This is a genomic window from Zobellella sp. DQSA1 (genome assembly GCF_041950555.1).
Lineage (GTDB): Bacteria > Pseudomonadota > Gammaproteobacteria > Enterobacterales > Aeromonadaceae > Oceanimonas.
The window spans coordinates 2,147,444-2,173,739 of sequence record NZ_CP169531.1 but is presented as its reverse complement, the minus strand read 5'-3'; the positions used below and the strand labels follow the sequence as shown (position 1 = coordinate 2,173,739).

Below are 26,296 nucleotides of genomic sequence, written 5' to 3'. Positions count from 1 at the left end.
TGCCGCATACGATCAATCAGATCTATTGCAGGGATAATCATGGGTTACGGCTCCAGGAAAATGTCCGCTGTTGGGCACCTTGCCGCATACGATCAATCAGATCTATTGCAGGGATAATCATGGGTTACGGCTCCAGGAAAATGTCCGCTGTTGGGCACCTTGCCGCATACGATCAATCAGATCTATTGCAGGGATAATCATGGGTTACAGCTCCAGGAAATTTTTCAGCAGTTGGGCACCGGCGGCACCGGAGCGCTCCGGGTGGAATTGCACGCCGAAGAAGTTCTCCTGGCCGATGGCGGCGCTGAACGCCTGGCCATACTGGCAGGAGGCCAGGGTGTATTCGCCCACCGGCACCGCGTAGGAGTGCACGAAGTAGAAGAAGCTGCCGTCGGGAATGTCCTTGAACAGCGGGTGGCCGGGCATGGGGGTGACCTGGTTCCAGCCCATGTGCGGCAGGCGGATGCCGTCACCGCCCACCATCTTGGTACAGTCGGCGTCGATCTTGCCGAGGCAGTCCACGTTGCCCTCTTCGGAGCGGTTGACCAGCATCTGCATGCCCAGGCAGATGCCGAGCACCGGCTGCTGCAACCGGTTGACAAGTTCGATCAGGTTGCGCTCTTTCAGGTTTTTCATCGCCTCGCGGGCGGTGCCCACGCCGGGCAGGAACAGCTTGTCGGCGGCCAGCACCACCTGCGGATCCTTGCTCACCTCTACCTGGTAGTCCAGCCGTTCGATGGCGTAGCGCACGGAGGACAGGTTGGCGCAGCCGGTATCTATGATAACAACCTTCACAATACCCCCTTGCTCGACGGCAGATCATCGCCTTCGACCCGGATGGCCTGGCGCAGGGCCCGGCCGAAGCCCTTGAACAGGCTTTCCACCATGTGGTGGGTGTTGTGGCCGGTGACCTTGAGGTGGATGTTGGCGGCCAGGCTGTCGCTTAAGGAGCGGAAGAAATGGGGCACCATTTCCACCGCCATGTCGCCCACGCTGTCCCGGTGGAACTCGGCCTCGAACACCATGTAGGGACGGCCGGACAGGTCCAGGGTGATGGCCGCCTCGCACTCGTCCATCGGCAGCACGAAGCCGAAGCGGCCGATGCCGCGCTTGTTGCCGAGCGCCTTGCGCAACGCCTCGCCCAGGGCCAGGGCGGTGTCTTCCACCGTGTGGTGATCGTCGATGTGCAGGTCGCCCTCGACCGCCACTTCCAGGTGGAAACCGCCGTGGGTGGCGATTTGATCCAGCATGTGGTCGAAGAAGCCGAGCCCGGTGTGGATCTGGTTGCCGCCGCTCTGGTCCAGATCCAGCTTGATGCGGATATCGGTTTCCTTGGTGGTGCGGGTCACCTCGGCGGTGCGGCCGCGGCTCAGCAGGCGCGCCACGATTTCGGGCCAGCCCAGGTCGTTGTGGCCGTAGTGCAGGCCGGGCAAGCCCATGTTCTCGGCCAACTGCATGTCGGTGATGCGATCGCCGATCACCCAGGAGTCGGTGAAGTCGATGCGGCCGGCTTGCAGGTAGTCCTTGACCAGCCCCAGGCGCGGCTTGCGGCAGGCGCAGTCGTCGTGCTGGAAGTGGGGGCAGATCAGGATGTCGTCGAATTTGACGCCCTGGGAAGTCAGGATCTGCATCATCAGGTTGTGGGGGGCGTCGAAGTCGGCTTGCGGGAAGCTGTCGGTGCCCAGGCCGTCCTGGTTGGTGACCATCACCAGCCGGTAGCCCGCATCCTGCAGCTTGAGCAGGGCGGGGATCATACCGGGCAGGAAGGCCAGTTTGTCGAGCCGGTCCAGTTGCTTGTCGACCGGTGGCTCTTCCACCATGGTGCCGTCGCGGTCGATGAATAAAATACGTTCCTTAGTCACTTATTGCTCCTGTTGCAGTACGGCGAGTACTGCGTCCATTTCGGCTTGGTCGCCGATGGTGATACGAATACAGTCGGCCAGCCCCGGCTTGCCGGAAAAATCACGCAGTATGATACCCGCCTTGCTCATGCGGTCAAAGACGGCGCTGCCCGGGGTGAAGCGCACCAGCAGGTAGTTGCCGTGGGGGGCGAACACTTCCTTGACCAGGGCGTTGCCGGCCAGCTGTCCGGCCAATTCCGTCTTGAGGCGGTTGATCTCCGCCACCCGCGCGCGCATCCGTGCGAGGCCGTCACTGCTCAGGGCCTGGGCGGCAATCTGGGCCACCGGCTCGGGGATGGGGTAGGGGGCGATAACCTTGAGCAGCAGTTGCACCACTTCCGGGTTGGCCAGGGTGAAGCCGCAGCGGATGCCGGCCAGGCCGAAGGCCTTGGACAGGGTGCGGATAAGCACCAGCTCCGGGTAGTCGGCCAGCAGGCCGGCCTGGCTGGCCTCGGGGCAGAATTCGATATAGGCCTCGTCCACCACCACCAATGCCCGACCCCGGGCGGCCTCGAGCAGGCGGATAAGGCCGCGGCTCTCCACCAGATCGCCGGTCGGGTTGTTGGGCGAGCACAGGAACACCAGTTTGGTCTCGTCCAGGCGGCTGATGATGCCATCGAAGTCGGGCCGGCGATCGGCCTGCAGCGGCACGTCGATGATGCCCACGCCGTTGGTCTCGGCGCTGATGGCGTACATGCCGTAGGTGGGGGTGCAGATGAGGATCTTGTCCCGGCCCGGCTCGCAGAAGGTGCGAATAAGGAGCTCTATGCCCTCGTCACCGCCACGGCTGACCAGCACCTGTTCGGGGGCCAGGCCGGCGTAGGCGGCGTAGCGGTTGATCACCGCGGGCGGCTGGCACTCGGGGTAGCGGTTGAGGCGCGAGCTGTCCAGGGTGAAGCTGCCGCTGTCCGCCGCTTCGTTGGCGTTCAGCCAGATGTGGCCCTGGCCGCCGATACGGCGGGCGGACTGGTAGGGGGTGAGCGCCTGAACCTGGGCGCGGGCCAGTTGGGTGAGGCTCATGCTTGTTTCTCCAGTTTGGCCAGCCGCAGGCTGACCGCGTTCTTGTGGGCATCCAGGGTTTCGGTGGCGGCGAGCAGTTCCACCGCCGGGCCTATGGCTTGCAGCCCCGCCGGGCTCAGTTCCTGCACCGTGTAGCGGCGCTGGTAGTCGGCCAGTCCCAGGCTCGAATAGGTGCGGGCATAGCCGTAGGTGGGCAGGGTGTGGTTGGTGCCGCTGGCGTAATCGCCCACCGACTCCGGGGTCCAGGCGCCGAGGAAGATGGAGCCGGCGTTCCTGAACCTGGGCAGCAGGGCGCGCGGATCCTCGGTTTGCACGATGAGGTGCTCGGGCGCATAGGCGTTGGAAATGGCGGCGGCCTGGGCCAGATCGTCACAGATAAAGGTGCGGCTCTCGGCCAGGGCCTGACGGGCGATATCGGCCCGGGACAGCGTTGCCAACTGCTCGGCCAGGGCGGCATCGACCCGCTCGGCCAGGGCACGGCTGGGAGTGACCAGTATCACCTGGGAGTCGGGGCCGTGCTCGGCCTGGGACAGCAGATCCGAGGCGATAAAGGCGGCGTCGGCGGACTCGTCGGCGATCACCAGCACTTCGGACGGGCCGGCGGGCATGTCGATGGCGGCCCCGTTCACATCGGCGGCCACCTGGCGTTTGGCTTCGGTCACCCAGGTGTTGCCCGGGCCGAAGATCTTGTCCACCTTGGTCACCGTCTCGGTGCCGTAGGCCATGGCCGCCACTGCCTGGGCGCCGCCCAGGGTATAGATGGCATCCACGCCGCAGCGCCGGGCGGTATAGACGATGGCGTCGTTGACCGGTGGTGGCGAGCACAGCACCACCCGCTCGCAACCGGCCAGGCGGGCCGGTATGGCCAGCATCATGACGGTGGACACCAAAGGCGCGCTGCCGCCGGGTACATAGAGGCCGACCTTTTCGATGGGCTGGAAGTGCAGCTCGCAGCGCACTCCCGGTTGGGTGTCCAGGCTGATGGGGGTCGGCACCTGGGCCTGGTGGAAGGCGCTGATATTGTCGATGGCCAGTTCGATGGCGGCTTTCAGCTCCTCGCTTACCCGCGTACCGGCGGCCGCTATTTCCTCGTCGCTCAGTTGCAGGCGCGCTAACTCCACCTGATCCAGGGTGCGGGTCAGTTGCAGCAGGGCGGCATCACCGCCGGCGCGTACCTGGTCGATAATGGCGGCGACCTGGGTTTCCCGGCCGTTTTGGGCCAGGGCCGGGCGACGCAGGGCGGCGGCCTGTTCTTGCTTGCTCAGTTGCTTCCAGTCGAGGGTCTGCATGGCTTACTCCATCATCTTCTCGATGGGCAGCACCAGGATGGAAGAGGCGCCCAGGGCCTTCAGGCCTTCCATGGTTTCCCAGAACAGATCCTCGGTGCTGACCACATGGATGGCCACCTGCTTGGTTTCGCCGGCCAGTTGCATGATGGTCGGACGTTCGGCGCCGGGCATCAGGGCAATCACGTCTTCCAGTTTGTCCTGGGGTGCGTGCAGCATGATGTACTTGCTTTCCCGCGCCTGCTGCAGGCCCTGGATTCGGGGCAGCAGTTTGTCGATGATTCTTTGCTTGGGCGCGCTCAGGGGATTGGCGCTTTGGATCAGCACCGCCTTGGAGCGGTAGATGACGTCGGTTTCCACCAGGCCGTTGGCTTCCAGGGTGGCCCCGGTGGACACCAGGTCGCAGATGGCGTCGGCCAGGCCGGCCCGGGGTGCGACTTCCACCGAGCCGGTCAGCATCACGCTCTTGAACTTGACGCCCTGGTTGTCCATGTAGCGCTTGAGCAACCAGGGATAGGAGGTGGCGATGCGCTTGCCTTCCAGGCTCTTGGGCCCCTGGTAGTCGAATTCTTCGGAGACCGCCAGCGACAGCCGGCAGCCGCCGAAATCGAGCCGCTTGAGCACGCTGAATTCGGCAGAGTCGCCGGTGGCCTGGCGCTCCATCACCGCTTCTTCCAGCACGTTTTCGCCGACGATGCCGAGATCGACCACACCGTCCATGACCAGGCCGGGGATGTCGTCGTCCCGCACCCGCAGCAGGTCGATGGGCATGTTTTCGGCATGGGCGATCAGCCGCTGTTCGCGCAGGTTGAGCTTGACGCCGCAGCCCTTGAGCATCTGCTGGCAGTCGGTGCTGAGGCGGCCGGATTTCTGAATGGCGATGCGCAGGCGATTTTGATCCAAAGTCATGGTGCTGTGTTCCTTGTTGGTAAACCGTAAAGCCGTAAAACGAAAAACCCCCGGAAGGGTAGCTTCCGAGGGTCTGGTATTTCTGTCCTGCTGGAAGCCGCCAAGCGAAAGGTCTTCCAGAATGATGATTCTGAAAGCCTAGTCGGGATGATGATGGTGCTTGGCGTTGTGCAGGAAGTTCATAAAAGGCGTAACCTGAATCTCTCAAATGGTCTGGGCTCACCATAGCAAGCCGGACCGTCTTTGCCAACCCCGGATCGGGATAAACTTGACGGAGGAAGGCGGCGGGCCTATGGCGGGACAGGGCCAGAGTGGCAAGGTTTTGGAGGTATACTCCATGTTTTTGTTATTTATAGTGATTTTGTTCTGTGGTGGTGAGTGATGGTAGCGTTGAATATTGAATTGGATCCGAGCCGTGGCGGGGGCCATCATCGATGACCAATATCGACGTGCTGTGCCGGGAATATCAGTGCGGACAGGCGACCGGCACCCATTGCCATGGCCGGGGCCAGCTTGTCTATGTACAGCGGGGTGGGGGCCTGTTGCGCTGCGACGGGCAGGCCTGCTTTGTGCTCGCCGGGCAACTGCTGTGGCTGCCCGCCGAGCTGGAGCATGACTTTCGGGTGATGCGCGACAGCCTGTTGTTGCTGTTGTACTGTCCGGCCGGACAAGTGCACGGACTGCCGTCGTCGGTGGCTCGGCTGGAATTGTCTCCTTTGCTGGCGCAACTGTTCGAAGAGCGGGTCCGGCGCGCACCGGCGCCGGATCTGGTGGACGCTTACAACCGGGTGCTGCTTGACCAACTGGCCGGCCTGTCGCCGAGCCAGGCGCCTTTTTTTTCAGGCGCCGGCCTGGATCCCCGGTTGTTTGCCGTGGTGGAGGCCTTGTGCCGCCGGCCGGATATCCGCGCCGGCCTGATGGAACTGGGCCGCCACAGTGGCGCCGCGCCCCGCACCCTGCAGCGATTGTTTCACCGGGCGTTTGGCTGCTCTTTCCGCCGCTGGCGCCAGCGGCTGGTGATGGAGAAAGCCCTGCAATTGTCCCGCCAGGGACTGAGCCACACCCGCATTGCCCTGGAATTAGGCTACGGTAGCCTGGCCGCCTTTTCCAGCGCCTTCAATGCTTTCCTGCGGGAACGGGATCAGTGACGGTGGCCGATATCACCATCCGCCTCGTCACCGCTCAGCAGGCAGGTCAGTTCGTCGGCGGTGGTGAGTCGACTGCCCTCGAAGGTGAATATCCCCATCACCTGTACCTCGAGCCGGCGCCCGTCGGCCTTGCAGGCCTGCACCCGGTGGCTGGAAACGAGCGTCGTTCCCTGGCAGAGCAACCGATCGAAATGGAGTTCGCACCGTACCAGCTCCCGTTTCAGGGTACGGATGTGGGCTTCGAATGCCGGATAGTCGAGCTGCCGACCGTTGACCCGTTGGCGGTAATCGGGGGTGAAATATCGGGGCAGCCGATCGGGATCGAAATCCGGGTTGGCGATCACCTCCCGCAGGCAGCGAACGAACAGGCTTGGGTAATCCATGACAGTCTCCATCAGTGGGTGAAGGTGTCAGTGTAGCGGGGACAGGGGCAGGGTGCTTGCGGCCAACGGCCAGATGCTTGTGGCGAGACGCCAAGTTCATGGGAAACCGTGTTGCCGGGACTCGATACAGTACGGGATGAAAGAAAGATGGGGGACAGGCTACGCCAGCTCCGGCGTTGCGGCTCGGGGCTGGCGCAGGCGGCGGTCCCGGTCCGGCCGGGACGGTGGTACTCAGTCCTTGTTGTGCTCTTCGAAGTCCTTGTTGTGTTCTTCGAAGTCCTTGATCTGCTGCTCGGCCTCATCTTTGCTGATGCCGTAGGTTTCCTGGATCTTGCCCGAAAGCTCCTGGCGTTTGCCGGCAATGACGTCGAGGTGATCGTCGGTCAGCTTGCCCCACTGCGCTTTTACCTTGCCCTTGAACTGTTTCCAGTTGCCTTCCACGATATCCCAGTTCATATGCAACTCCTGTGTATATGGATGAGCCCGCCGGCGCCATCGCCGGTCAGGCCGAGGGTGTAGTCATGCCGGTTAAGCCGCGACCCACAAGCTACACCAACCGGTTTCAATGATGTGGCCTGCCACCATCTGGCAGTTGTTCGACTCGGCGATAAAGTGCTGGCACAGGCTGCACTGCCGATCGCCGTTGGGATGAGTCTGATACTGCACACTGGCCTGCGAGACCTTGGCCGCCTGGGGAATGGCGGGATTGTCGTCCGTCCCCCGTAACTGGATCTCCGGTTTGGGATCACAGCCTACCAAGGTGACGGGGATCAACAGGGTGCAGCCCATGGCCAGGGCGCCACGCAATACTCTCCTGCGGCTCGGGTCTTCGGCACCCTGAGCCTTGGTCTCCACGTCGTGGGTCGCCCCTGTACTGTGAGGGGGGATGCAATCACGGTTCATATCAGCCTCCTATGGCGGCGTGGATGGTTGCCGCGTGGATACCGCTCGGACGGTATCGTAGTGGCCCGACGCCAAGGACAAGGCTATCCATCCTGGTGGGGGCCGTCTGTACGTTGGCGTACATAAGCCCGGAACGAGCCTGCGTGCGCTAACGAACAGACGGAGCTTCCCGTGGGGGTAGAGTGGGAGTCAGGTGATGATGACGACCGAGTGCCATGCAGGTCGCTCCGTTATCGGCATCGTCTGAGCGGCGCGGCAGGCAACCGTCTCTGTGCCCGCAAGCGGGTATCGGCACCAGCCGATATTCTTGTTGGTCACCTGCCGGGAGGCATCGGATATCATGGGTACCATTCTGTTAATCCTGCTGGTCTTGCTGTTGATTGGCGCCATTCCAAGCTGGCCTTACAGCCGTAATTGGGGCTTCGCTCCGAGCGGCGTGCTGGGGGTTGTGTTGGTTATTGTGGTGGTGTTGCTGCTGCTGGGCCGGATCTGATCGGGATCGTTGTGCCACCGTAGACAGGGGCCGCGCGAGAGGCAGGCCCCGGCTACCCTTGCGACCCTGCGTGGTGCATTTGTGGCGGGGAACGTCCCGGTGGTTCGGTGTATCAATGACGGCAGGTCGTTTCCCATTTGGAAATACCTGACTTGAAGGAGCAATAATATGTACAGCTTACAACGCAATGTGTTCGCGCTCATCCTGGCGGCGGCTTTCTTCGTCCTGCCGGGGATGAACGGTCAGGCCGTCGCGGCCACCGCCGAGGATCTGGATCGGGATTCCCGCCAGGCGCTGCAGACCCTGTATCGAACCGAGCCCATCGCCGAGCGTCTTTCGCAAACGGCCAGGGGGGTACTGGTATTCCCGAATATGGTGAAGGCGGGGCTGGTGTTCGGCGGCAGCTATGGTGAAGGCGTGCTGATGAAGGGCGCATCGACCGTCGACTACTATAATTCGGTGTCGGGATCCTGGGGGTTGCAAATAGGCGCCCAGTCTTATGGTTATGCGGTGTTTCTGATGACCGATGAGGCCGTGCGTTATGTTGAAGACACCCAGGGCTGGGAGCTCGGGATAGGCCCCACCGTGGTGGTGGTGGACGCAGGGGTCGCCAAGAACCTGTCGACCTCGTCGCTGCAACATGATGCCTATGCGTTTATTTTCAGCCAGCAGGGACTGATGGCGGGACTCAGCATAGAAGGCACCAAGATTTCCCGTATCAATCGGTAAATGAGTCGGGACGAAGGCAGAACCTGCCCGTCCCGCGTTGCCCGGGCCGACAGGCCCGGGACAGAGGTAACGGTGGCCGCGTGCGAATGATCGGGCTGCACCGGAACAAGAACAATCTGACGGGAGAATCCCCATGCCGCTTATTAACCTGGTTATCGTGCTGATCGTGGTTGGTGTCCTGCTCTGGCTGGTCAACGCCTACATCCCGATGGACCGCAAGATCAAGAATATCCTGAATATCGTCGTCGTCATTGCCGTGGTCATCTGGCTGTTGCAGGCGTTCGGCGTCCTGGGTGCCCTGGACGGCATCCGTGTCGGCTGAAGGTACCAAGCGTTAACACAGGCCCCCTGAGCCGCCGGGATCCAGGGGGCATCTTCGTCGCCTCCGACCTGCCAAGCCATTATCCTTTCATTCATCATATGCAGTTCGGCGAGTATTTCCCGCTGGGTGCGGCAGCGTACCGACGCCATACCGATTTCCTGTCATTGTTACTCTGTAGTCAGCCCGCAATATCGCGGATGGCGAACATCCCGAGGTTATTATGGACAAGTCACGCAAACCCAACCAACCCGAGCAGCCCGGCAAGAAAACGGCTCCCCAGGATCCCCAGCAACAGCGCAAGCTGGGCGAAGAACAACAAGAACACCGTAAAGCGCAAGGCGAGCAAAAAGAGCCCCAGCAGCCGCATCGCCCCGAAGCCAAGAAATAGAGGCTGACGAGAAGGGGGCTAGAGGTCTCAGGACGGTACCGGTCTAGGGACGGACTGGATGATAACGTCCTGTGGCCACCCATCGTTGCCCCCGGCCATGCCGCCTTGGCGGCGTGGCCGGATTCGGTAGCGGAATGCAGGTTCCCGTATTGGTTTATCCCGGAGAAAGGCTATGTATATCTTCCATACACAGTATCAAAAGTTGAAGTTACTGATGGCGCTGGCCATGCTACTGCTGTTCGCCGCCTTCAGCACCTCGCTCAACGCACAATCGAAGCCCGATGAAATGTCCGATGTCAGGTTGGAAACCCAGATTTTGACCACCTATACCCTGAGCCCCTATTTACGGGCCAACGACCTGCAGGTGGCGGTGCAAGACGGCGAGGCGACCCTCACCGGCATGGTGGATGAATCCGTCAATAAAGAGCTGGCCGAGGAAATTGCCCTGGGGGTGGAAGGGATCACCTCCGTCAAGAACGATATCGAGGTGAAGGCGGATTACGTGCCGCCGACACCGACCGGCGAGCGCGGCTATGGCTATGGCGAGCTGGTTGACGACGCCTCCATTACCGCGGCGGTCAAGTCGAAGCTGTTGTGGAGCAAGCACGCCGACGGCCTGGCTACGGAAGTGGCAACCGAGCGCGGCAAGGTCACGCTGAAGGGCTCGGCCGGCAGCGCCGAAGCCAAGGAATTCGCCGGCCGGCAGGCCGCGAGCACGCGTGGCGTGCTGGGTGTGGACAACCAGTTGCGGATAGACCCGGACATCACCAAAAACGAAGCCAAAGAGGCGGCAGCAGGCACTGATAAGGAAATGTCCGACGGCTGGATCACCATGAAGGTGAAGGCAACCTTCATGTACTCCAGCAATGTCAGCAGCTCCGATATTTCGGTTACCACGGAAGAGGGCGTGGTCCATCTCAGTGGCAAGGTAGACAGTGGCGCGGAACGGGAGCTGGCCATCGAACATGCCCAGAACATACGTGGGGTCAAGAGTGTCGAGGCCACCGCGCTTACTTTTTAACCCCTTGACGCGCTAGTTGACGCGCTAGTCAGGGTACCGCCGTGCGATCCGGTTCGGGGCACGGCGGTTTTTTATGCGCAGGTCGGCGACATGGCCAGTAGCCGGTCGGTTTCCTTCTTGACCACGGCGTAGCATTCGCAGCTGAGCCGTTCCAGCTTGGCGCGGTCCAGCACCGTGATATGGCCGCGCTGGTACTCGATAACGCCGAGCTGCTGCAGCTTGCCGGCGGCGATGGTGACCCCCTCCCGCCGTACCCCCAGCATGTTGGCAATCAGCTCCTGGGTCATGGTCAGGCGGTTATCCGGCAACCGGTCCAGGGACAGCAGCAGCCAGCGGCACAGTTGCTGGTCGACCGAATGATGGCGATTGCACACCGCCGTCTGGGCCATCTGGGTGATCAGTGACTGGGTGTAGCGCAGCATCAGCAAGCGCATGGTCGCATCGCGATTGAACTCTTCCTTGAGCCGCGCGCTGGGCAGCCGGTAGGCGTGACCGGCGCTTTGCACCAGCGCCCGGCTGGGGGTGCTTTCACCCCCCATGAACACGGCGATACCGATGATCCCCTCGTTGCCGACCACCGAGATCTCCGCCGAGGCGCCGTCCTGCATCACATAGAGCAGCGAAACGATGGCATCGGTGGGGAAATAGACGTAACGCAGTTGGCTTCCGGATTCATACAAAACCTTTCCCAATGGCAGCGATACCGATTCGAGCAAGGGAAACAGGCGCAGCTTCACTTCGGGCGGCAAGGCGGCCAGCAGGTGATTCTGCGCGGGGGTGGAGAGGTTGGACAGGTTGGACATCTCAGCCTCCATGAGATCGACAGCCTATGATTATTTGTTCAAGTATATGATAGCGCAGTTTCGCCCGCCGATGGGGTGGTTTGAGGCCTGTCGATAAGGCTCCCGACGGCGGTGGCCACTTTGCGTGTGCTGTCGTACAGAACAAGCCGCCCGGGTAGCGTAAGCTGGTGGCAGCCGGCTGGGGGTCAGCCGGCGGGGAGAAACCAAGATGCTTGAAACCATCATCGTTGTCTTGTTGATCCTGTGGGTACTGGGGCTGGTGTCGTCCTATACCCTGGGCGGGTTGATCCATGTGCTGCTGGTGGTTGCCGTGGTGGTGCTCATATTCAGGGTGATACAGGGCCGGCGCCTGTAAGCTGGCGTCCACTCCAGGCGTTTGCCGTGGCATGGCCGGGGCAAACGGCGTTCATTCAGGATAAATATCATGAATACAGTCAGGATAGTCGCAATGGTACTGATGGGGGCCGGTCTGCTGGGGTTGCTCTATGGCGGCTTCAGCTATACCAGGCAGACCAGTACCACCGAACTGGGTCCAATCACCCTGTCGGTGCAGGAACGGCAACGGGTGAATGTGCCGGTATGGGCCGGGGTGGGCACCATGGTGCTGGGCGGAGGCCTCCTGCTGTGGAGTAGCCGTCGGCAGTGAGTCCGCCCGTTTTGCCGGTGACCGGGAAACGCCCGGCCGGCAAAGAGAACAGGCAACTGCCGGCCGCTTTCCTCGATCGCTGGCGGCGGCCCTTCGCCCGTTTCCTGCGGATCGAAGCGGCCGGTGGCGGTGCGCTCCTGCTCGCCACCCTGGTGGCACTGGTGTTGTCGAACTCGCCCTGGGCGCCGTGGTTTCTGGATCTCTGGGAAACCCGAATCGGCCTCGGTGTCGGCTCGCTGGAGTTTACCCGCTCGCTGCGCGATTGGATCAACGACGCGCTGATGACCCTGTTCTTCTTTATGGTTGCGCTGGAGCTCAAGCGGGAACTGGTGCTGGGGGAGTTGCGCAACCCGCGTATGGCCGTCCTGTCGATTGCCGGCGCGGTCGGCGGCATGCTGGTACCGGCCGCGCTCTATCTCGCGTTGCAGGCGGGGCAGCCCGGGCAACCGGGTTGGGGTATCGTCATGGCAACCGACACCGCCTTCGTGATCGGTTGCCTGGCGTTGTTGGGGCCTGGTATTCCCCAGAGCCTGCGCATCTTTATGCTGTCGCTGGCGATAGTGGATGATATCGGTGCCATCCTGGTCGTCGCCATCGGCTACAGCCAGAGCCTCGACGGGACCATGCTGGCCCTGGGTGGGCTGGGGTTGGTCCTGGTGCGTGCCATGGCGCTGGGAGGGGTGCGCCATCTGCCAGGCTATTTCCTGGTCGGCGGCGGTATCTGGCTGGCGGTGGATGCGTCCGGCATCCACCCGACCATCACCGGGGTGATCCTCGGCCTGTTGACCCCGGCCCGGCGCTGGGTCGGAGACGAACGGTTATATGCGATATTGAGCCGGGTGATAGCCCACCCGGCCGGCGACCACGGCAGCGGTGACACCAAGGACAGGCACACCCTGCAACTGGCGGAGGTGGCCGTGCGGGAAAGCCTGTCACCGGTCGAGCGGCTGGGGATGGCGCTGCACCCCTGGGTGGGGTTTGTGATCATGCCGCTGTTCGCCCTCGCCAACGCCGGCGTCAGCTTCTCCCTGACGGCTCTGGGCGACAGCGTCACCCTGGCGGTCGTGGCCGGTTTCGTCGGCGGCAAGCCCGCGGGCGTATTGCTGTTCAGCTGGCTGGCCGTGCATTCGGGGTTGGCGTTGCGGCCCCCGGAGCTGAGCTGGCGGCTGCTGACGGGGGGCGCCCTGCTGGCCGGCATCGGCTTTACCATGGCGTTGTTTATCGCCAACCTGGCGCTCGGCGGCAGGTTGCTCGACAGCGCCAAACTGGGTATTTTCCTGGCGTCGGTGGTTGCCGCCCTGGCGGGTGTTATCCTGTTGAGATGGGGGCGCCCGTTGGCCGGCGGCGCCATTGACGCCGGCTGAGATCCGGGCGCGGTACGGAGGTGTGTTGAATAACGGCGTTGTGACGCCCCGGCGGGAACAGTCCGGGGGAGAGGAAATGGCCAACAGCATCAGCCACGGCATCGGGCTGGTGGCGGCCCTGGCCGGCACACCGGTACTGCTGGTGCGGGCGGTTCGCCACGGTGACACCGGGTTCACGATTGGCGTTGTCCTGTTCGCCCTGTCCATGATACTGCTTTACCTGGCCTCGACCCTCTATCATGCCCTGCCGCCGGGCAAGGCCAAGTGCAGGCTGCGGATGATCGAGCACGCCGCCATTTTCGTGCTGATCGCCGGTACCTATTCGCCCTTCACCCTGGGCATACTGAGTGGCCCCTGGGGGTGGAGCCTGTTGGTGATTATCTGGGGGCTGGCGCTGTTCGGGATCACCCTGAAGCTGGGGTGGCGCATGAACAGTCCACTGAACTCCACCGGCCTGTACCTGATCATGGGCTGGCTGATCGTGATCGCTACCCTGCCGCTCTATGAACGGATGCCGCTTGCCGGCCTGGCGCTGCTGGTGGCCGGTGGCGTGGCCTACACCGCCGGTGTGGTGTTCTTTACCCTCGACGCCCGCTGGCGCTACGGCCACCTGGTCTGGCATCTTTTCGTGATGGTCGGCACCGGCTGTCATTATTTCGCGGTACTCTGGCACGGGGCCTGACCGGCAGGGCCCGGATCCTGACGACCCCGTTTGATGTAAATCAGAAATACTGGCAGTGATCCGCCTTCAACGCCTTCTCCGACAGGAACCAGCCCGGATCGACGATGCCCGCGGCCGCCGGCATCAGCTCGGCCGGCGTCACCTCGAAGGTCTGGGCCGCGTAACGGCAACCGTAGAGTCGTACCCGTCCGGTGTCGGCCAGCAGTTGCAGGAAATCGGCGATCTCGGTGGGCTCGCCGTCCGCCGCCAGGCGTCGGCGCAGCCAGCCGGCGTCGGCGGCGTGAACCCCTTCGATACAAGGCGATGCGGCCCCCGCCGGGGTCAGCACCCGCACCGCCCAGAGCACGAACAGCATGTCTACCTCTACTCCCTGCCGTGCCTGGGTATAGGCGAAGGTGAGGGGGGTCAGCAGTTTGTCGTAGGCGTCTTCGCGCACGACCATGGCCAGGTGTTTCATCGTTGCCTCCCGGGGCCGTCACCGCCCCGCCGTGGTTTATGACAAGGCCGCCGCCGTGCGGCTTCTCGCCAGCAGGCTGCGGTTGATGCCGCTGTGGGGCTTGAGCGCGAGGCGCTCCCGCGCCAGCGCCTCGCTCAGCCGGGGCAGGCCGCCACGCAGGGCCGCCTCGGCCAGGGTCAAATCGATGATGTCCCGCTGGGCGTGGCTGCCACCGAAGCGGTTGACGATATGGCGCGCACCATAGAGCCGCTCCACCGCCAGCGGGTAGTCCCCGTGCCGGAAGGCGACGAAGCCCTCGATCAGCGGTCGGCCGGTTTCCCGGGCCCAGCTCGCAGTTTCGCCGTCACCGTTGGCCTGGTACTGGGCCAGCAGCCGGGTGATGTCCTGCTCCTGTCCCGCGCCCAGGTAGGCCATGGCGGCGTGCCAGTCGTTGAAGGGATAAAGCCTGCCGTCGGCATGCTGCTCCCAGGCGCTGGCCAGCTCCCGCCAGCGCTCTCCTGGCTCCAGGCCGGCCAGCTGCAGCCGCCACAGCAGCGCCGTGGCGTCGACCAGATCCAGTGCGACGGCACTCTGCCCTGCCCGCACCGGCCCGTCATAGAGTGCCAGGGCCTGGTCGGGCTGGTCCAGCTCCAGGTGGCAGAGCGCCCTGTGCCACCAGTTGTGCACCTTGAAGAAGTTGTCATCCCCCGACCAGCAGGACTCCCGGCTCTGCATCCAGCCGATGCCATCTTCGGGCCGGCCCTGCATCTCCATCACATGGGCCACCGCATGGTGGGCCCAGCAGTCGAGGGGTTCCAGTGCCAGGGCCTGCCGCCCTTGCTCCTCGGCCCGGCCATAGTCGCCGCATTCCTCCAGCCCGAAGGCGTACATGCCGAGCAGGATGGAGTAACCCGGCAGCTCGGGCGGCCAGCAGGGCAGGGCGCGGGCCAGACGATCCCGCAGATTCCGGGCACTGGCGCGATAGAAGTCCAGCAGGTGGCCACACTGCAGCGCGACCATATCCCTGGGGTGGTCGATACCGTGCCGGTCGAGGGCGAGCGCCGCCGCCGTCCAGCGCCCTTCGAGCAGGAGCCCGAGGGCGACGAGGTGAGAGGCTTCGCGCTCGTTGAGGCGCATGGCGCCGAGCCGCCGGACCAGGAGGGCGGCCTCGCGCGAGGCCGCCGGCTCGGTGGCCCCGGCCAGGATATGTGCCTTCATGATGGCGGCCATGGCGAAGTCGGGCGCGATGCCGAGGGCGCGGTCGAGCAGGCCGATGGGATCCCCCCGGTAGAGATTGAACGCGGTTACGGCCTGGTCGAACAGGGCGACGGCCTCTGCCGAGGCGCCGCTGAGGGTATTGCCTTGCTGGTCTCTGAATGTCATGGGTGATCTCCCGGTAGCGAACGGAACCGAGCCTGGGCCGCCTGCGCGGGTCTCCGGCTCTCCTGTGCTAAGATTAGGTGCGGGGCATAGTCTGAACAATGTGCAGGGCGCCGGGACTTTTGCCCGATCCGCCGTCCCTCCGGAGCCGTCCATGGATCCCATTTCCGACATAGTGCACGGCCTGCAGCTGAGTGGCGGCCTCTTTCTCGATGCGCAATTCAGCGCGCCCTGGTGCATCGTCGCCCGGGTTGGGCCGGAAGACTGCCATCCGTTTTCCGGCACTCCCCGCCATCTCATCGCCTATCACTACGTGACCGAGGGCCAGTTGCAACTGCAGGTGACTGGTCAGGCGCCGATCAACCTGAGCCGCGGCCATCTGGTGCTGCTGCCCCACAACGATGAACACCGCCTGGGGAGCGACCTGACGCTGCCGGCGGTGGGCGCCGACGGGCTGATCCGGCCTGCCGGGGCAGGGCTGGCCCTGCCCTCTATCCGCTACGGTGGCGAAGGTGCGCGGACCCGGGTGCTCTGTGGTTTTCTCGGCAGCGAGACCCCGGGCGAGCCCCTGCTTCCGCTGTTGCCGGCGGTACTGGTGCTCAGGGTGGCGGACGCGGCCACCGGGAGCTGGATCGAGAGCTCCCTGCAGTTTGCCGCCCGACAACTGGCGAGCGGCCGGCTGGAATCCCCGGCCATGCTGGCCCGGCTGGCGGAGTTGCTGTTTATCGAGGCGGTGAACGGCTGGTTGCGATCGCAACCGCTGGTTTCTCGAGGATGGCTGGCGGGACTGCGGGATCCCGTGGTCGGTCGGGCCCTTGGGCTGCTTCATGGCCGACCGGACCTGCGCTGGACCACGACGTTGCTGGCGCGGGAGGCGGGGCTGTCGCGTTCAGCCTTCGCCGAGCGGTTCCGGATGCTGCTGGGCGAGCCGCCGATGCGCTACCTGGCCCGGTGGCGGATGCAGGGCGCGGCCCGGCAACTGGCGGAGTCCTCCTTGCCTCTCTCCCGTATCGCCCTCGAGGCGGGCTACGATTCCGAAGCGGCCTTCAGTCGGGCCTTCAAGCGCGCTTTCGGGCTGCCCCCGGCGGCCTGGCGCAGGCGACGACACCGGGGAGCAGACCGGGGTCCCTGATCGCCTCCCGGCGGCGTCAGGGCGGGAACCTGCCCGTCGCCGCGCTATTTTGATATCATTGGTTTTTTGCCAGCGGATACAGCTTGCCCGTGGAAGCGCACGACAGTTCATCTCTTTTTGCCGAGCAGGGCCCCCTGGCCCTGGCCATCGACGGTTTTACCCCCAGGGAGGCCCAGGTGGCCATGGCGGCGGCGGTGGCCCAGGCCCTGGACGACAAGGTTCCCCTGGTGGTGGAGGCGGGCACCGGTACCGGCAAGACCTACGCCTATCTGGCGCCGGTGCTGGCGGCCGGCAAGAAGGTGGTGCTCAGTACCGGCTCGCGCAACTTGCAGGAGCAGCTGTTTCACCGGGACCTGCCCACCCTGGTCAAGGCCATGGGATATCACCATCCGGTGGCGTTGCTCAAGGGCAGGGCCAACTATATCTGCCTGGAACGGCTGGGCCTGCTGAATGATGCGGTGCCTGCTTTGTCGGCCGAAGGGCTGGCCGATTTGCACAAGGTCAGACGGTTTGCCCCGCTGACCACCAGCGGGGATATCGGCGATATCCCGGGCCTGCCCGAGCGCAGCGAAATCCTGCCCCTGGTTACCAGCACCAACGACAATTGCCTGGGGCGCGACTGCGGCCATTATCAGGACTGCTACCTGGTCAAGGCCCGGGCCCGGGCGATGGAAGCCCAGGTGGTGGTGGTCAATCATCACCTGTTCTTCGCCGATATGGCGGTACGCGATACCGGCTTCGGCCAACTGATCCCCGACGCCCAGGCCTATATCCTGGACGAGGCTCATCAACTGCCGGAGATCGCCGGCCAGTATTTCGGCCAGAGCCAGTCCAGCCGCCTGTTTGTCGAACTGGCCAGGGACCTGCGGCTGGCCCAGAAGGTGGAGGCCAGGGACATGGCGCAACTGGGCAAGGCGGCGGATCAGCTGGAACGCTGTGCCCAGGATCTGCGGCTCAGTGTGGGGTTGGACTCGGGACGTGGCCAGTTGAGGCCCATGCTGGCACGGCCAGAGGTGGCGCAGGCCCTGGCCCGGCTGCTCGAGAGCCTGGAGTTTACCTACGAGGTGCTCAAGCTGTGCCTGGGCCGGGGTGACCAGCTCAACCAGTGCTTCGAACGGCTGATCGGCCTGCGCACCCAACTGGACTCGGTGACCCGGGTCGAGGAGAACGGTTACTCCTACTGGTTTGATACCAGCCGGCTGCATATCAGTTTCCACAAGACCCCGTTGTCGGTGGCGGATCGCTTCGCGACTGAACTGGCCAAGGACGAGGTCAGTTGGGTCTTTACCTCCGCCACCCTGGCGGTAGGTGACAGCTTCGCCCATTTTTGCGCCGATCTCGGGCTTGAACACTGTCGCACCTTGCAATTGGACAGCCCTTTTGATTACTCTCGCCAGTCCTGCCTGTGCGTGCCCCGCTATCTGCCGGAAACCAACGGCCCCGGGCGCGGACGGGTACTGGCCAACACCCTGGCCGATACCCTGGCCCGGGTGCCCGGGGGCAGTTTCTTCCTCTGTACCAGCTACCAGGTCATGAACGAGGTGGCCGAAGTGCTGCGCGCCCGGCTCGACCGAACCGTGCTGGTGCAGGGAGAGGACAACAAGGTCCGCCTGCTGGAGCAGTTCAGCCAGGACGGCCGGGCGGTGTTGGTGGCCACCGGCAGTTTCTGGGAAGGCATAGACGTGCGTGGCAACGCCCTGCAGTGCGTGGTGATCGACAAGCTGCCGTTCAGCGCGCCGGACGATCCCCTGCTCAGCGCCCGGCTGGAGGATTGCCGCCGTCGGGGCGAAGACGGCTTCGCCAGGGTCCAGTTGCCCAAGGCCATCATCACCCTCAAGCAGGGGGTGGGGCGGCTGATCCGGGATGTGCAGGACAAGGGCGTGCTGGTGATCACCGACGGGCGCCTGGTCAACCGGGCCTACGGCGCCGACTTTATCGCCAGCCTGCCGGCCATGCCGCGCACCCGTTCCCTGGAGCGGGTGGCCGAATTTTTATCAACCTTGGAGTAATAGACAGCATGACCCGACTACTGGCCATCGACACCGCCACCGAAGCCTGCTCCGCCGCCCTTTGGCTGCAGGGCGAAGTGCTCTGCCGCTACCAGGTCGCCCCCCGGGGACACACGGAGCTGATCCTGCCGATGGTGGCCGAGCTGCTGGCCGAGGGGGGGCTCAGCCTCGGCCAACTGGACGGCCTGGCATTCGGCCGGGGACCGGGCTCTTTCACCGGGGTGCGCATTACCTTAGGGATCGCCCAGGGCCTGGCCTTCGGTGCCGAACTGCCGCTGTTCGGGGTCTCCAACCTGCAGGCCCTGGCCCAGGGTACTCACCGGGTGACCGGCTGCGAGCGGGTGCTGACGGCGATCGACGCCCGCATGGGGGAAATCTATGTGGGTGGCTTCCGCCTGCATCAGGGGGTCATGGTCAAGGAAGGCGAAGAGCAGGTGGTTGCCCCGGCCGACTACCTGGCCGGCCCGGCCCAGTCCTGGGAGCAGGGTGCCGGCAGCGGATTTGTCACCTATCCTGAACTGGCAGGACGCGTCGGGCGGCGGTGCGAGTCGGTGCCCTTCCCCGAGGCGCGGGACATGCTACCCCGGGCATTGCAGGCGCTGCAGGCCGGGGAGGGGGTCAGTGCCGCCGAAGCCCGGCCGGTCTATCTGAGAGACAAGGTCACCTGGCAGAAGCTGCCAGGTCGGTAACAGGAGCCCGGGTGGCAAACTTACCAGAACCGCAGCAGGAAGAGCAGGAAGAGTCCCCGCTGCTTTACCCGCAACGACCCTATCACCGGGTGCTGCTGTATCGCCGGCGTCGGCAGCGCCAGCAGCAGCGGCAGATCCGACACTGGCATTATCGACGCCGCTGACGTTAGTTTCATCACACTGTTGTTAAAATTTCGTTGTTTTTATTGTGGCGCGCAGGTAAATTTTTAGAGTTAAAGCTTTAAACGGATGATTTAAAGTTATCCTCCCCCTGTCGCAGGAGACTGATATGGAACACATCCTGTCCGGCCCACAGCCGGCTCCCTTGTCCGGCAAGCCCTGGCTGAACCGTTACCCGGCGGACGTACCTGCCGATATCGACGCGGATCGCTTCGCCTCCCTGATGGACATGTTCGAACAGAGTGTGGCAGCCTACGCCGGACTCCCGGCCTACAGCAATTTCGGCAAGACCATCAGTTACGGTGAACTGGACCACCTGTCCCGGGATTTTGCCGCCTATCTGCAACAGGGGCTCGGTCTGGTTCCGGGAGAGCGCATCGCACTGATGATGCCCAACCTGTTGCAGTATCCGGTCTGTCTGTTCGGGGCCCTGCGCGCCGGCCTGGTGGTGGTCAACGTCAATCCGCTTTACACCGCGCGAGAGCTCGAGCACCAGCTCAGGGATTCCGGGGCCCGCACCATCGTCATCGTGGAAAACTTCGCCCATACCCTGGACAAGGCCATCAAAGGGACGGCGGTGGAGCAGGTGATCCTGACCCGGATGGGGGATCACCTGGGGCCGGTGAAGGGAACCCTGCTGAACTTCGTGGTCAAGCACATCAAGAAGATGGTGCCCAGCCACCATCTGCCGGCCTACGTCCGCTACAAGGAAGCCATGGCCAAGGGACGGGACATGGACTACCGTCGGCCCGAGCTGTCCGGCGACGCCCTGGCCTTCTTGCAATACACCGGCGGCACCACCGGGCTGTCCAAGGGGGCCATGCTCAGCCACCGCAACATGCTGGCCAACGTGGAGCAGTGCCTGGGGGTTTATGGCCCTGTGCTGGCACCCGGGGCGGAGCGGGTGGTGACCGCCCTGCCGCTCTACCATGTGTTCGCACTTACGGTGAACGGCCTGCTGTTTCTGCGCCTGGGCGCCCAGAATCTGCTGATCACCAACCCGCGGGACATTCCCGGCTTGGTCAAGGAACTCAAGGGCTTTGATTTCACCTGCCTGACCGGGGTCAATACCCTGTTCAACGCCCTGGTGAACAACCCGGACTTTCAGGGCCATGATTTCAACAGCCTGAAGCTGACTATCGGCGGTGGCATGTCGGTGCAGCGGGCGGTGGCCGAGCAATGGCAGGCGATCACCGGTAGCAAGCTGCTGGAAGGCTATGGCCTGACCGAGTGTTCGCCGCTGGTGACGGTGTGTCCCTACGACATGGACGGCTACAACGGCTCCATCGGTTTGCCGGTCTGCTCCACCGAGGTGCGGCTGGTGGACGATGACGGTGAGGGGATTACCCTGACCCATACTCCCGGCGAGATGGAGGTGAAAGGCCCCCAGGTGATGAGCGGCTACTGGGGGCAGGGTGGTGTCGACGACGACAGCTTCCACGACGGCTGGCTGCGTACCGGCGACATCGCCACCATGGACGAGCAGGGCTTCCTGAAAATCGTGGATCGCAAGAAGGACATGATACTGGTGTCGGGGTTCAACGTTTTCCCCAACGAAGTCGAGGAGGTGGCCATGCTGCATAAAAGTGTGCTGGAGGCGGCGGCGGTAGGGGTACCCCACAAGGAAACCGGCGAGATGGTCAAGCTGGTGGTGGTGAAGAAACCGGGCGGCGAGCTGGATGAAAAAGCGTTGATCAGGCATTGCCGGCAACATCTCACTGCCTATAAGGTGCCTAAGGTGATAGAATTCCGCGACGAATTGCCCAAAACCAATGTCGGCAAGATATTGCGCCGGGAGCTGAGAGACCAGGCCGCCTGAGCCGAAACCCGGGTGCCGGGGCCGCCCGTCAAGGTGTTGTCGGGGTCTTGCCCTGAGCTTGCGGCCGTATGTTCGACGACGGCCGGTACCGTCGTCGACTGGCTCGGGAAAGCCCTGCCCCCTCGATGCGTCCCCAGGCCCGCCCGGGCTTTATCTTGCCGTAATCGAGCGCCCATGACCTACACACTGATCACCGATAACCAGACCCTGGCCGACTTCTGTGCCACCGACGCCCCGCTGTTGGCGGTGGATACCGAGTTTGTCCGTACCCGCACCTTTTATGCCAAACCCGGCCTTTATCAGCTCCATGACGGCCAGCGTACCGTGCTGATTGACCCGCTGGCGGTCACCGATCTGTCGCCGTTGTGGCGGCTGCTGCACGATCCGGCCCGGCTCTGCCTGCTGCACGCCGGCGGTGAAGATCTCGAGTTGTTCCAGCACCAGAGCGGGGCCCTGCCGGCCCGGGTGCACGACACCCAGTTGGCGGCCGCCTTCCTCGGGCTTGGCACCCAGCTCGGTTTTGCCGCCCTGGTCGAGCAACTGCTGGGCGTCGGTCTGGACAAGGCCCATGCCCGCACCGATTGGCTGGCCCGACCGTTGTCGGCCGAACAACTGCGCTATGCCGCCGATGATGTCATCTACCTCTATCCACTGTACCAGCAGTTGTGGCAGCGGCTTGAGCTGAAAGGCTTTACCGCCTGGTTCGAGCAGGAATGCGAGTGGACGGTGAAGCGGCGCAGCGTCAGTACCCTGCCGGAGCTGGCCTACCTGGACATCAAGAATGCCTGGACCCTGGATCGGCAGGCCCTGGGCATTCTGCAGCGGCTGTGCCAGTGGCGGCTGAGCGAGGCCAAACGGCGGGATCTGGCGGTCAACTTCGTGGTCAAGGAGGCCCACCTGTTCCTGGTGGCGGAACGGGCTCCCCGCTCCCTGAGCGATCTCAATCGTCTGGGCCTGGAGCCGATGGAGATCAAGCGCCACGGCGACGTCCTGCTGGCAATGGTGCAGGAGGCGCTGGCATCGCCCGACAGCTGGCCCGAGCCGGTGAAACGGCTGGTGGACTATCCGGGCTATAAGGGCGAGCTCAAGCGAGTCAAGGCCATCGTCGAACAGGCGGGGGAGGCAGCCGGGCTGCCGGCGGAGCTGATTGCCTCCAAACGGCTGATCCACCAGTATCTGAGCTGGAAATGGCGGCTGGAGGAAAGCGAAAAGATTACCCCGACGCTGCTGCTGGGGTGGCGTGGTGAACTGCTCGGTTCACAACTCTGACGGGTAAAGGGGGCGAAGCGATTCGCCCCTTGTCTTTTACAGGCTGGCTTTGTCTTTTTCCTTGTCATCAAGCTCGGGCAGCATGATGTTCAGCTCCAGTACCGACAGGTTTTCGCCCTTCTGGTCGAGCTGCACCGAAATCTGATCGAGATCGATGTCCACATATTTACGAATCACGTCCAGGATGTCCTGTTTCATTTGCGGTAGGTAATCCGGGGTATCCCGCTGGCTACGTTCGTGGGCAACAATGATCTGCAGGCGCTCTTTGGCTGTCTTGGCGCTGGTGTGGGTCTTTTTTGAACGAAAATAGTCCAGTAGAGACATAGGTTAACTCCCAAAAAATCGGCTGAAAAATCCCTTCTTTTCCTCCTCGAGGAAGCGGAAGGCGCGTTCTTCGCCCAGCAGGCGGGCTACGGTATCGGCATAGGCCAGGCCGGCATCGGACTCTTCGTCCAGGATCACCGGTTCACCGGAGTTGGAGGCCTTGAGCACCGCCTGGGATTCGGGGATCACGCCCAACAGGGGAATAGCCAGGATTTCCTGCACGTCCTGTACGCTCAGCATGTCACCGCGACTGACCCGCTCGGGAGAGTAGCGCGTCAGCAACAGATGCTCCTTGATCGGCTCCATGCCTTTTTCGGCCCGGCGGGACTTGGAAGACAGAATACCGAGAATCCGGTCGGAATCCCGTACCGAGGACACTTCCGGGTTGGTGGTGACGATGGCTTCATCGGCAAAATACAGCGCCATCAGGGCGCCGGTCTCGATGCCGGCGGGGGAGTCACAGATAATGTATTCAAAATCCATGGCCGCCAGATCGTTGAGTATTTTTTCCACCCCGTCCCGGGTCAGGGCGTCTTTGTCCCGGGTTTGGGAAGCGGGCAGTATGTAGAGCTGCTCTACCCGTTTATCGCGGATGAGGGCCTGATTCAGGTTGGCGTCGCCGTTGATGACATTGACAAAGTCGTACACCACCCGACGTTCACACCCCATGATAAGATCCAGGTTGCGCAACCCGATGTCAAAATCGATCACCACGGTTTTATGACCCAGAGTGGCCAGACCGGTGCTGATGGCTGCGCTGGAAGTGGTTTTACCCACGCCTCCTTTACCCGATGTGACGACGATAATTCGTGCCATATGTATGTTCCTAAGAAGTCGTAAAATTAGAGCTTGTCGAACTTTAACTGTTCGCCCGCCAGGGAAATACTGACAGCCTGTTCCCAGTTGGAACCTTGCAGACCATCGCTGAGCTGATAATGGCCGGCAATGGAAATCAGCTCCGCCATCAGCTGTTGACAATAAATACGTGCCGTTTCGTTGCCTTTGGCTCCGGCCACGGCCCGGCCGCGCAGCTGGCCGTAGATATGGATGCTGTCGTCTGCGATCACTTCCGCCCCGTTACTGACCGCTCCCAGGATAACCAGAGAGCCGTTGGGGGCATAGACCTGCTGACCGGACCGGACCGGACCACGGTGAACCTTGGTGCCGGGCTGGCTGAGCAGCGCGGTGGGCGCTTCCTGTACTACGGGCACCTTGCCCGTGGTCATCACCGCCAGGCCGGCAGCCCGGGCGGCAGAGCGGGCCGACTCGTCCCGGACACCGCTGACGCCGACCGGAACCAGTTCAAGCTCCTTGATGGCGCCGGCCAGGGCATTGAAATCGGGCGTTTGCGAAAGCTTTTCGATATTGATGACCAAGGGTGCGGCCCGGAAAAACTCCGGCGCCTGTGCAATTTTTTCCGCCAGCTGTCGCTTTACCCGCTGAATGTCCATATCGGTAATATGGACTACCGACAAGGTAAAACTACTGCCTTTTAATTCGATGCCACGCTCCGCCATAAGCGGCTTTCCCCCGAGGATTCAATCCTTTTTGTTATTGGTCGAGCTGATGTTATAGTTTGCCATCTTTACTGGCAATAAACCCGACGGATTATAGCAATTTACATGTTGTGTGTAGTGTATAAAAGCCCGAAAAAGGCCGATACTTATCTTTTTATCGAACGGCGCGACGACTTTTCGCGCGTGCCTGGCTCCTTGCTGGATACCTTTGGCACTCCGCAACTGGCGATGATCGTCAATCTGGCCACCAAGGCCCGGCTGGCGCAGGCGGACATCGATAAAGTCCGGCAGGCCTTGCGCACCCAGGGGTACTATCTGCAGTTGCCGCCACCGCCAGAAAATTTACTGAAGGCCCACTTGGCCTCGGCCCCCAAGTCATCGAGCTGACCGACCTCGTTTGTTTCGCCGCCTACCGAACAGGAGCCGCGTATGTATCAACATCTGGATTTACAGGGACACCCTTTGCCCTATGCCGTGGGCAAGGTGGTGTGCGTGGGCCGCAGCTATAAAGAGCACGCGGCGGAACTCGATAACCCGGTCCCCGAACAGCCTTTGCTGTTTCTCAAACCCGCGACCAGCCTGGTGGCACTGGATGTTCCCCTGTTGTTGCCCAAGGGCCAGGGGGCCGTGCATCACGAACTGGAGGTGGCCTTGCTGATCGGCAGGCGATTGTGCCATACCGAGCCGGGACACGCCCTGGAAGCGGTGGCCGGGGTCGGCCTGGCGCTGGATCTGACCCTGCGCGAAGTGCAGGACCAGCTCAAGGCCAAGGGACACCCCTGGGAGCGGGCCAAGGCCTTTGACGGCAGTTGCCCGATCAGTCCCTTTGCCTTGCCCGAGGTGCTGGATGACTTGCAGCACCTCAACTTTTCCCTGAAGGTCAATGGACTGGAGCGTCAGGCCGGGAATACCGCCATGATGTTGTGGTCCATCGGTGAACTGCTGGCGGAGATGAGCCGTTCTTTTACCCTCAATCCCGGGGACGTGGTGCTGACCGGTACGCCCAGGGGGGTGGCAGAGCTGAAGCCGCATGATGAACTCGAAATGCAGCTGGACGGCCAGTACCGTTTCAGTGCCAAGGTAGCAGGATAACCCCCATGCAGGCTGATTTTTGGTATAGCAAGACCCTGGCAGAGATGTCCGACCGGGAGTGGGAAGCCTTGTGCGATGGTTGTGGAAAGTGCTGTCTCAACAAGCTTATCGACGAAGAGACCGATGAACTGGTACACACCAACGTGGCCTGCGAGCTGCTCAATACCCACAGCTGCGCCTGCAGCGATTATGTTAACCGCTTTGCCCGGGTGCCGGACTGTCTGAAAATCACCCGGGACAAGCTGGCCGACTACTACTGGCTACCGTCCACCTGTGCCTACCGGCTGCTGGCAGAAGGCAAAGCCTTGCCTTCCTGGCATCCGCTGCGCACCGGCTCCAAGAGCGCCATGCACAAGGCTGGCCAGTCGGTTCGCGGTAAGGTGGTGCATGAATCCAGGGCCGGTGACTGGGAAGACCATATTATTACCTGGGCCAGTTGACCGATTTTCGT

33 protein-coding genes and 1 other annotated feature are annotated in these 26,296 nt (G+C 63.0%); of the genes, 19 read left to right on the top strand and 14 right to left on the bottom strand.

Annotated features, from left to right (window positions below; translation table 11 throughout):
- Positions 1–204: 204 nt before the first annotated feature.
- Genes hisH through hisG form a run of 5 tightly spaced genes read right to left on the bottom strand, consistent with a single transcriptional unit; the run spans position 205 to position 5,110 of the window.
- A complete protein-coding gene (hisH, locus tag ACEVBK_RS10615; RefSeq protein ID WP_375054921.1) occupies positions 205–795 on the bottom strand; it encodes an imidazole glycerol phosphate synthase subunit HisH in 591 nt (196 codons plus the stop codon).
- Complete coding sequence (gene hisB, locus ACEVBK_RS10610; RefSeq protein ID WP_375054920.1) at positions 792–1,862, bottom strand: bifunctional histidinol-phosphatase/imidazoleglycerol-phosphate dehydratase HisB; 1,071 nt, start codon at positions 1,860–1,862, stop codon at positions 792–794. Before hisB ends, hisH begins: the two co-directional genes overlap by 4 nt.
- Positions 1,863–2,921 (bottom strand): histidinol-phosphate transaminase, encoded by a 1,059-nt coding sequence (hisC, locus tag ACEVBK_RS10605; RefSeq protein WP_375054919.1) that lies wholly within the window; start codon positions 2,919–2,921, stop codon positions 1,863–1,865.
- Positions 2,918–4,210 carry a histidinol dehydrogenase gene (gene hisD, locus ACEVBK_RS10600; protein WP_375054918.1) on the bottom strand — a complete coding sequence of 431 codons (1,293 nt, stop codon included), beginning with the start codon at positions 4,208–4,210 and terminating at the stop codon, positions 2,918–2,920. Before hisD ends, hisC begins: the two co-directional genes overlap by 4 nt.
- Before the next feature lie 3 nt (positions 4,211–4,213).
- Positions 4,214–5,110 (bottom strand): ATP phosphoribosyltransferase, encoded by an 897-nt coding sequence (gene hisG / locus ACEVBK_RS10595; RefSeq protein ID WP_375058546.1) that lies wholly within the window; start codon positions 5,108–5,110, stop codon positions 4,214–4,216.
- 44 nt (positions 5,111–5,154) lie between these two features.
- Positions 5,155–5,279, bottom strand: a sequence feature (His leader region).
- A 271-nt stretch (positions 5,280–5,550) separates the two neighbouring features.
- On the opposite strand from hisG, the gene ACEVBK_RS10590 reads away from it, so the two are divergent.
- Entirely contained in the window at positions 5,551–6,264 is a 714-nt protein-coding gene (locus tag ACEVBK_RS10590) for an AraC family transcriptional regulator (protein ID WP_375054917.1), read from the top strand.
- On the opposite strand, the gene ACEVBK_RS10585 is transcribed toward ACEVBK_RS10590, so the two are convergent.
- The 3 genes from ACEVBK_RS10585 to ACEVBK_RS10575 all read right to left on the bottom strand — a co-directional run bounded on the left by ACEVBK_RS10585 (position 6,258) and on the right by ACEVBK_RS10575 (position 7,550).
- On the bottom strand, positions 6,258–6,647 hold the full coding sequence (locus ACEVBK_RS10585) for a nuclear transport factor 2 family protein (RefSeq protein ID WP_375054916.1): 390 nt from the start codon (positions 6,645–6,647) through the stop codon (positions 6,258–6,260). The two genes, ACEVBK_RS10590 and ACEVBK_RS10585, sit on opposite strands and share 7 nt — an antisense overlap.
- A 231-nt stretch (positions 6,648–6,878) precedes the next feature.
- Entirely contained in the window at positions 6,879–7,103 is a 225-nt protein-coding gene (locus ACEVBK_RS10580) for a CsbD family protein (protein ID WP_375054915.1), read from the bottom strand.
- Between the two features lie 72 nt (positions 7,104–7,175).
- Positions 7,176–7,550: a hypothetical protein gene (locus ACEVBK_RS10575; RefSeq protein ID WP_375054914.1), complete on the bottom strand. Its 375-nt coding sequence runs from the start codon at positions 7,548–7,550 to the stop codon at positions 7,176–7,178.
- A gap of 340 nt (positions 7,551–7,890) precedes the next feature.
- On the opposite strand from ACEVBK_RS10575, the gene ACEVBK_RS10570 reads away from it, so the two are divergent.
- From ACEVBK_RS10570 to ACEVBK_RS10550, 5 genes are all read left to right on the top strand, one after another.
- Complete coding sequence (locus ACEVBK_RS10570) at positions 7,891–8,043, top strand: DUF3309 family protein (RefSeq protein WP_375054913.1); 153 nt, start codon at positions 7,891–7,893, stop codon at positions 8,041–8,043.
- Between the two features lie 168 nt (positions 8,044–8,211).
- Entirely contained in the window at positions 8,212–8,772 is a 561-nt protein-coding gene (locus tag ACEVBK_RS10565) for a YSC84-related protein (RefSeq protein ID WP_375054912.1), read from the top strand.
- A 133-nt stretch (positions 8,773–8,905) separates the two neighbouring features.
- Positions 8,906–9,094, top strand: coding sequence for a Thivi_2564 family membrane protein (locus tag ACEVBK_RS10560; RefSeq protein ID WP_019933687.1), 189 nt, complete (start codon positions 8,906–8,908; stop codon positions 9,092–9,094).
- Between the two features lie 220 nt (positions 9,095–9,314).
- Complete coding sequence (locus ACEVBK_RS10555; protein WP_375054911.1) at positions 9,315–9,482, top strand: hypothetical protein; 168 nt, start codon at positions 9,315–9,317, stop codon at positions 9,480–9,482.
- 202 nt (positions 9,483–9,684) lie between these two features.
- A complete protein-coding gene (locus ACEVBK_RS10550; protein ID WP_375054910.1) occupies positions 9,685–10,503 on the top strand; it encodes a BON domain-containing protein in 819 nt (272 codons plus the stop codon).
- Between the two features lie 71 nt (positions 10,504–10,574).
- Here ACEVBK_RS10550 and ACEVBK_RS10545 read toward each other — a convergent pair whose 3' ends face one another.
- A complete protein-coding gene (locus ACEVBK_RS10545) occupies positions 10,575–11,306 on the bottom strand; it encodes a Crp/Fnr family transcriptional regulator (protein ID WP_375054909.1) in 732 nt (243 codons plus the stop codon).
- Positions 11,307–11,514: 208 nt separating this feature from the next.
- On the opposite strand from ACEVBK_RS10545, the gene ACEVBK_RS10540 reads away from it, so the two are divergent.
- The 4 genes from ACEVBK_RS10540 to ACEVBK_RS10525 all read left to right on the top strand — a co-directional run bounded on the left by ACEVBK_RS10540 (position 11,515) and on the right by ACEVBK_RS10525 (position 13,998).
- On the top strand, positions 11,515–11,661 hold the full coding sequence (locus ACEVBK_RS10540; RefSeq protein WP_375054908.1) for a lmo0937 family membrane protein: 147 nt from the start codon (positions 11,515–11,517) through the stop codon (positions 11,659–11,661).
- A 69-nt stretch (positions 11,662–11,730) separates the two neighbouring features.
- Positions 11,731–11,952 carry a hypothetical protein gene (locus tag ACEVBK_RS10535; protein WP_375054907.1) on the top strand — a complete coding sequence of 74 codons (222 nt, stop codon included), beginning with the start codon at positions 11,731–11,733 and terminating at the stop codon, positions 11,950–11,952.
- Positions 11,949–13,316 (top strand): Na+/H+ antiporter NhaA, encoded by a 1,368-nt coding sequence (gene nhaA / locus ACEVBK_RS10530; RefSeq protein WP_375054906.1) that lies wholly within the window; start codon positions 11,949–11,951, stop codon positions 13,314–13,316. The genes ACEVBK_RS10535 and nhaA overlap by 4 nt, the downstream gene beginning before the upstream one ends.
- Positions 13,317–13,341: 25 nt before the next feature.
- Complete coding sequence (locus tag ACEVBK_RS10525) at positions 13,342–13,998, top strand: hemolysin III family protein (protein WP_375054905.1); 657 nt, start codon at positions 13,342–13,344, stop codon at positions 13,996–13,998.
- A 40-nt stretch (positions 13,999–14,038) separates the two neighbouring features.
- Here the strand turns inward: ACEVBK_RS10525 and ACEVBK_RS10520 are convergent, their stop codons facing one another.
- Both ACEVBK_RS10520 and ACEVBK_RS10515 read right to left on the bottom strand, forming a co-directional pair.
- Positions 14,039–14,455: a hypothetical protein gene (locus ACEVBK_RS10520; RefSeq protein ID WP_375054904.1), complete on the bottom strand. Its 417-nt coding sequence runs from the start codon at positions 14,453–14,455 to the stop codon at positions 14,039–14,041.
- A gap of 36 nt (positions 14,456–14,491) precedes the next feature.
- On the bottom strand, positions 14,492–15,817 hold the full coding sequence (locus ACEVBK_RS10515; RefSeq protein ID WP_375054903.1) for a tetratricopeptide repeat protein: 1,326 nt from the start codon (positions 15,815–15,817) through the stop codon (positions 14,492–14,494).
- 151 nt (positions 15,818–15,968) lie between these two features.
- Between ACEVBK_RS10515 and ACEVBK_RS10510 the strand changes: the two genes are divergently transcribed.
- The 6 genes from ACEVBK_RS10510 to rnd all read left to right on the top strand — a co-directional run bounded on the left by ACEVBK_RS10510 (position 15,969) and on the right by rnd (position 22,912).
- Complete coding sequence (locus ACEVBK_RS10510) at positions 15,969–16,946, top strand: AraC family transcriptional regulator (RefSeq protein ID WP_375054902.1); 978 nt, start codon at positions 15,969–15,971, stop codon at positions 16,944–16,946.
- 89 nt (positions 16,947–17,035) lie between these two features.
- Entirely contained in the window at positions 17,036–18,955 is a 1,920-nt protein-coding gene (locus tag ACEVBK_RS10505; protein ID WP_375054901.1) for an ATP-dependent DNA helicase, read from the top strand.
- A gap of 8 nt (positions 18,956–18,963) precedes the next feature.
- Positions 18,964–19,644, top strand: a complete 681-nt coding sequence (gene tsaB / locus ACEVBK_RS10500; RefSeq protein WP_375054900.1) for a tRNA (adenosine(37)-N6)-threonylcarbamoyltransferase complex dimerization subunit type 1 TsaB — start codon at positions 18,964–18,966, stop codon at positions 19,642–19,644.
- Positions 19,645–19,655: 11 nt separating this feature from the next.
- Positions 19,656–19,808: a hypothetical protein gene (locus tag ACEVBK_RS10495; protein ID WP_375054899.1), complete on the top strand. Its 153-nt coding sequence runs from the start codon at positions 19,656–19,658 to the stop codon at positions 19,806–19,808.
- Positions 19,809–19,933: 125 nt separating this feature from the next.
- Entirely contained in the window at positions 19,934–21,643 is a 1,710-nt protein-coding gene (gene fadD / locus ACEVBK_RS10490) for a long-chain-fatty-acid--CoA ligase FadD (protein WP_375054898.1), read from the top strand.
- Positions 21,644–21,817: 174 nt separating this feature from the next.
- On the top strand, positions 21,818–22,912 hold the full coding sequence (rnd, locus tag ACEVBK_RS10485) for a ribonuclease D (protein ID WP_375054897.1): 1,095 nt from the start codon (positions 21,818–21,820) through the stop codon (positions 22,910–22,912).
- Between the two features lie 36 nt (positions 22,913–22,948).
- Here the strand turns inward: rnd and minE are convergent, their stop codons facing one another.
- Genes minE through minC form a run of 3 tightly spaced genes read right to left on the bottom strand, consistent with a single transcriptional unit; the run spans position 22,949 to position 24,753 of the window.
- Positions 22,949–23,236 (bottom strand): cell division topological specificity factor MinE, encoded by a 288-nt coding sequence (gene minE / locus ACEVBK_RS10480; protein ID WP_375054896.1) that lies wholly within the window; start codon positions 23,234–23,236, stop codon positions 22,949–22,951.
- 3 nt (positions 23,237–23,239) lie between these two features.
- Positions 23,240–24,052 carry a septum site-determining protein MinD gene (minD, locus tag ACEVBK_RS10475; protein WP_375054895.1) on the bottom strand — a complete coding sequence of 271 codons (813 nt, stop codon included), beginning with the start codon at positions 24,050–24,052 and terminating at the stop codon, positions 23,240–23,242.
- Between the two features lie 26 nt (positions 24,053–24,078).
- Positions 24,079–24,753 carry a septum site-determining protein MinC gene (gene minC, locus ACEVBK_RS10470; RefSeq protein ID WP_375054894.1) on the bottom strand — a complete coding sequence of 225 codons (675 nt, stop codon included), beginning with the start codon at positions 24,751–24,753 and terminating at the stop codon, positions 24,079–24,081.
- A 105-nt stretch (positions 24,754–24,858) separates the two neighbouring features.
- Here minC and ACEVBK_RS10465 point away from each other — a divergent pair, with 105 nt between their 5' ends.
- The 3 genes from ACEVBK_RS10465 to ACEVBK_RS10455 are packed head-to-tail and all read left to right on the top strand — an operon-like array spanning position 24,859 to position 26,285.
- Positions 24,859–25,140, top strand: coding sequence for a YcgL domain-containing protein (locus ACEVBK_RS10465; RefSeq protein ID WP_375054893.1), 282 nt, complete (start codon positions 24,859–24,861; stop codon positions 25,138–25,140).
- A 42-nt stretch (positions 25,141–25,182) separates the two neighbouring features.
- A complete protein-coding gene (locus ACEVBK_RS10460; protein WP_375054892.1) occupies positions 25,183–25,845 on the top strand; it encodes a fumarylacetoacetate hydrolase family protein in 663 nt (220 codons plus the stop codon).
- A gap of 5 nt (positions 25,846–25,850) precedes the next feature.
- Positions 25,851–26,285: a YcgN family cysteine cluster protein gene (locus tag ACEVBK_RS10455; RefSeq protein WP_375054891.1), complete on the top strand. Its 435-nt coding sequence runs from the start codon at positions 25,851–25,853 to the stop codon at positions 26,283–26,285.
- The last annotated feature ends 11 nt before the right edge of the window (positions 26,286–26,296 follow it).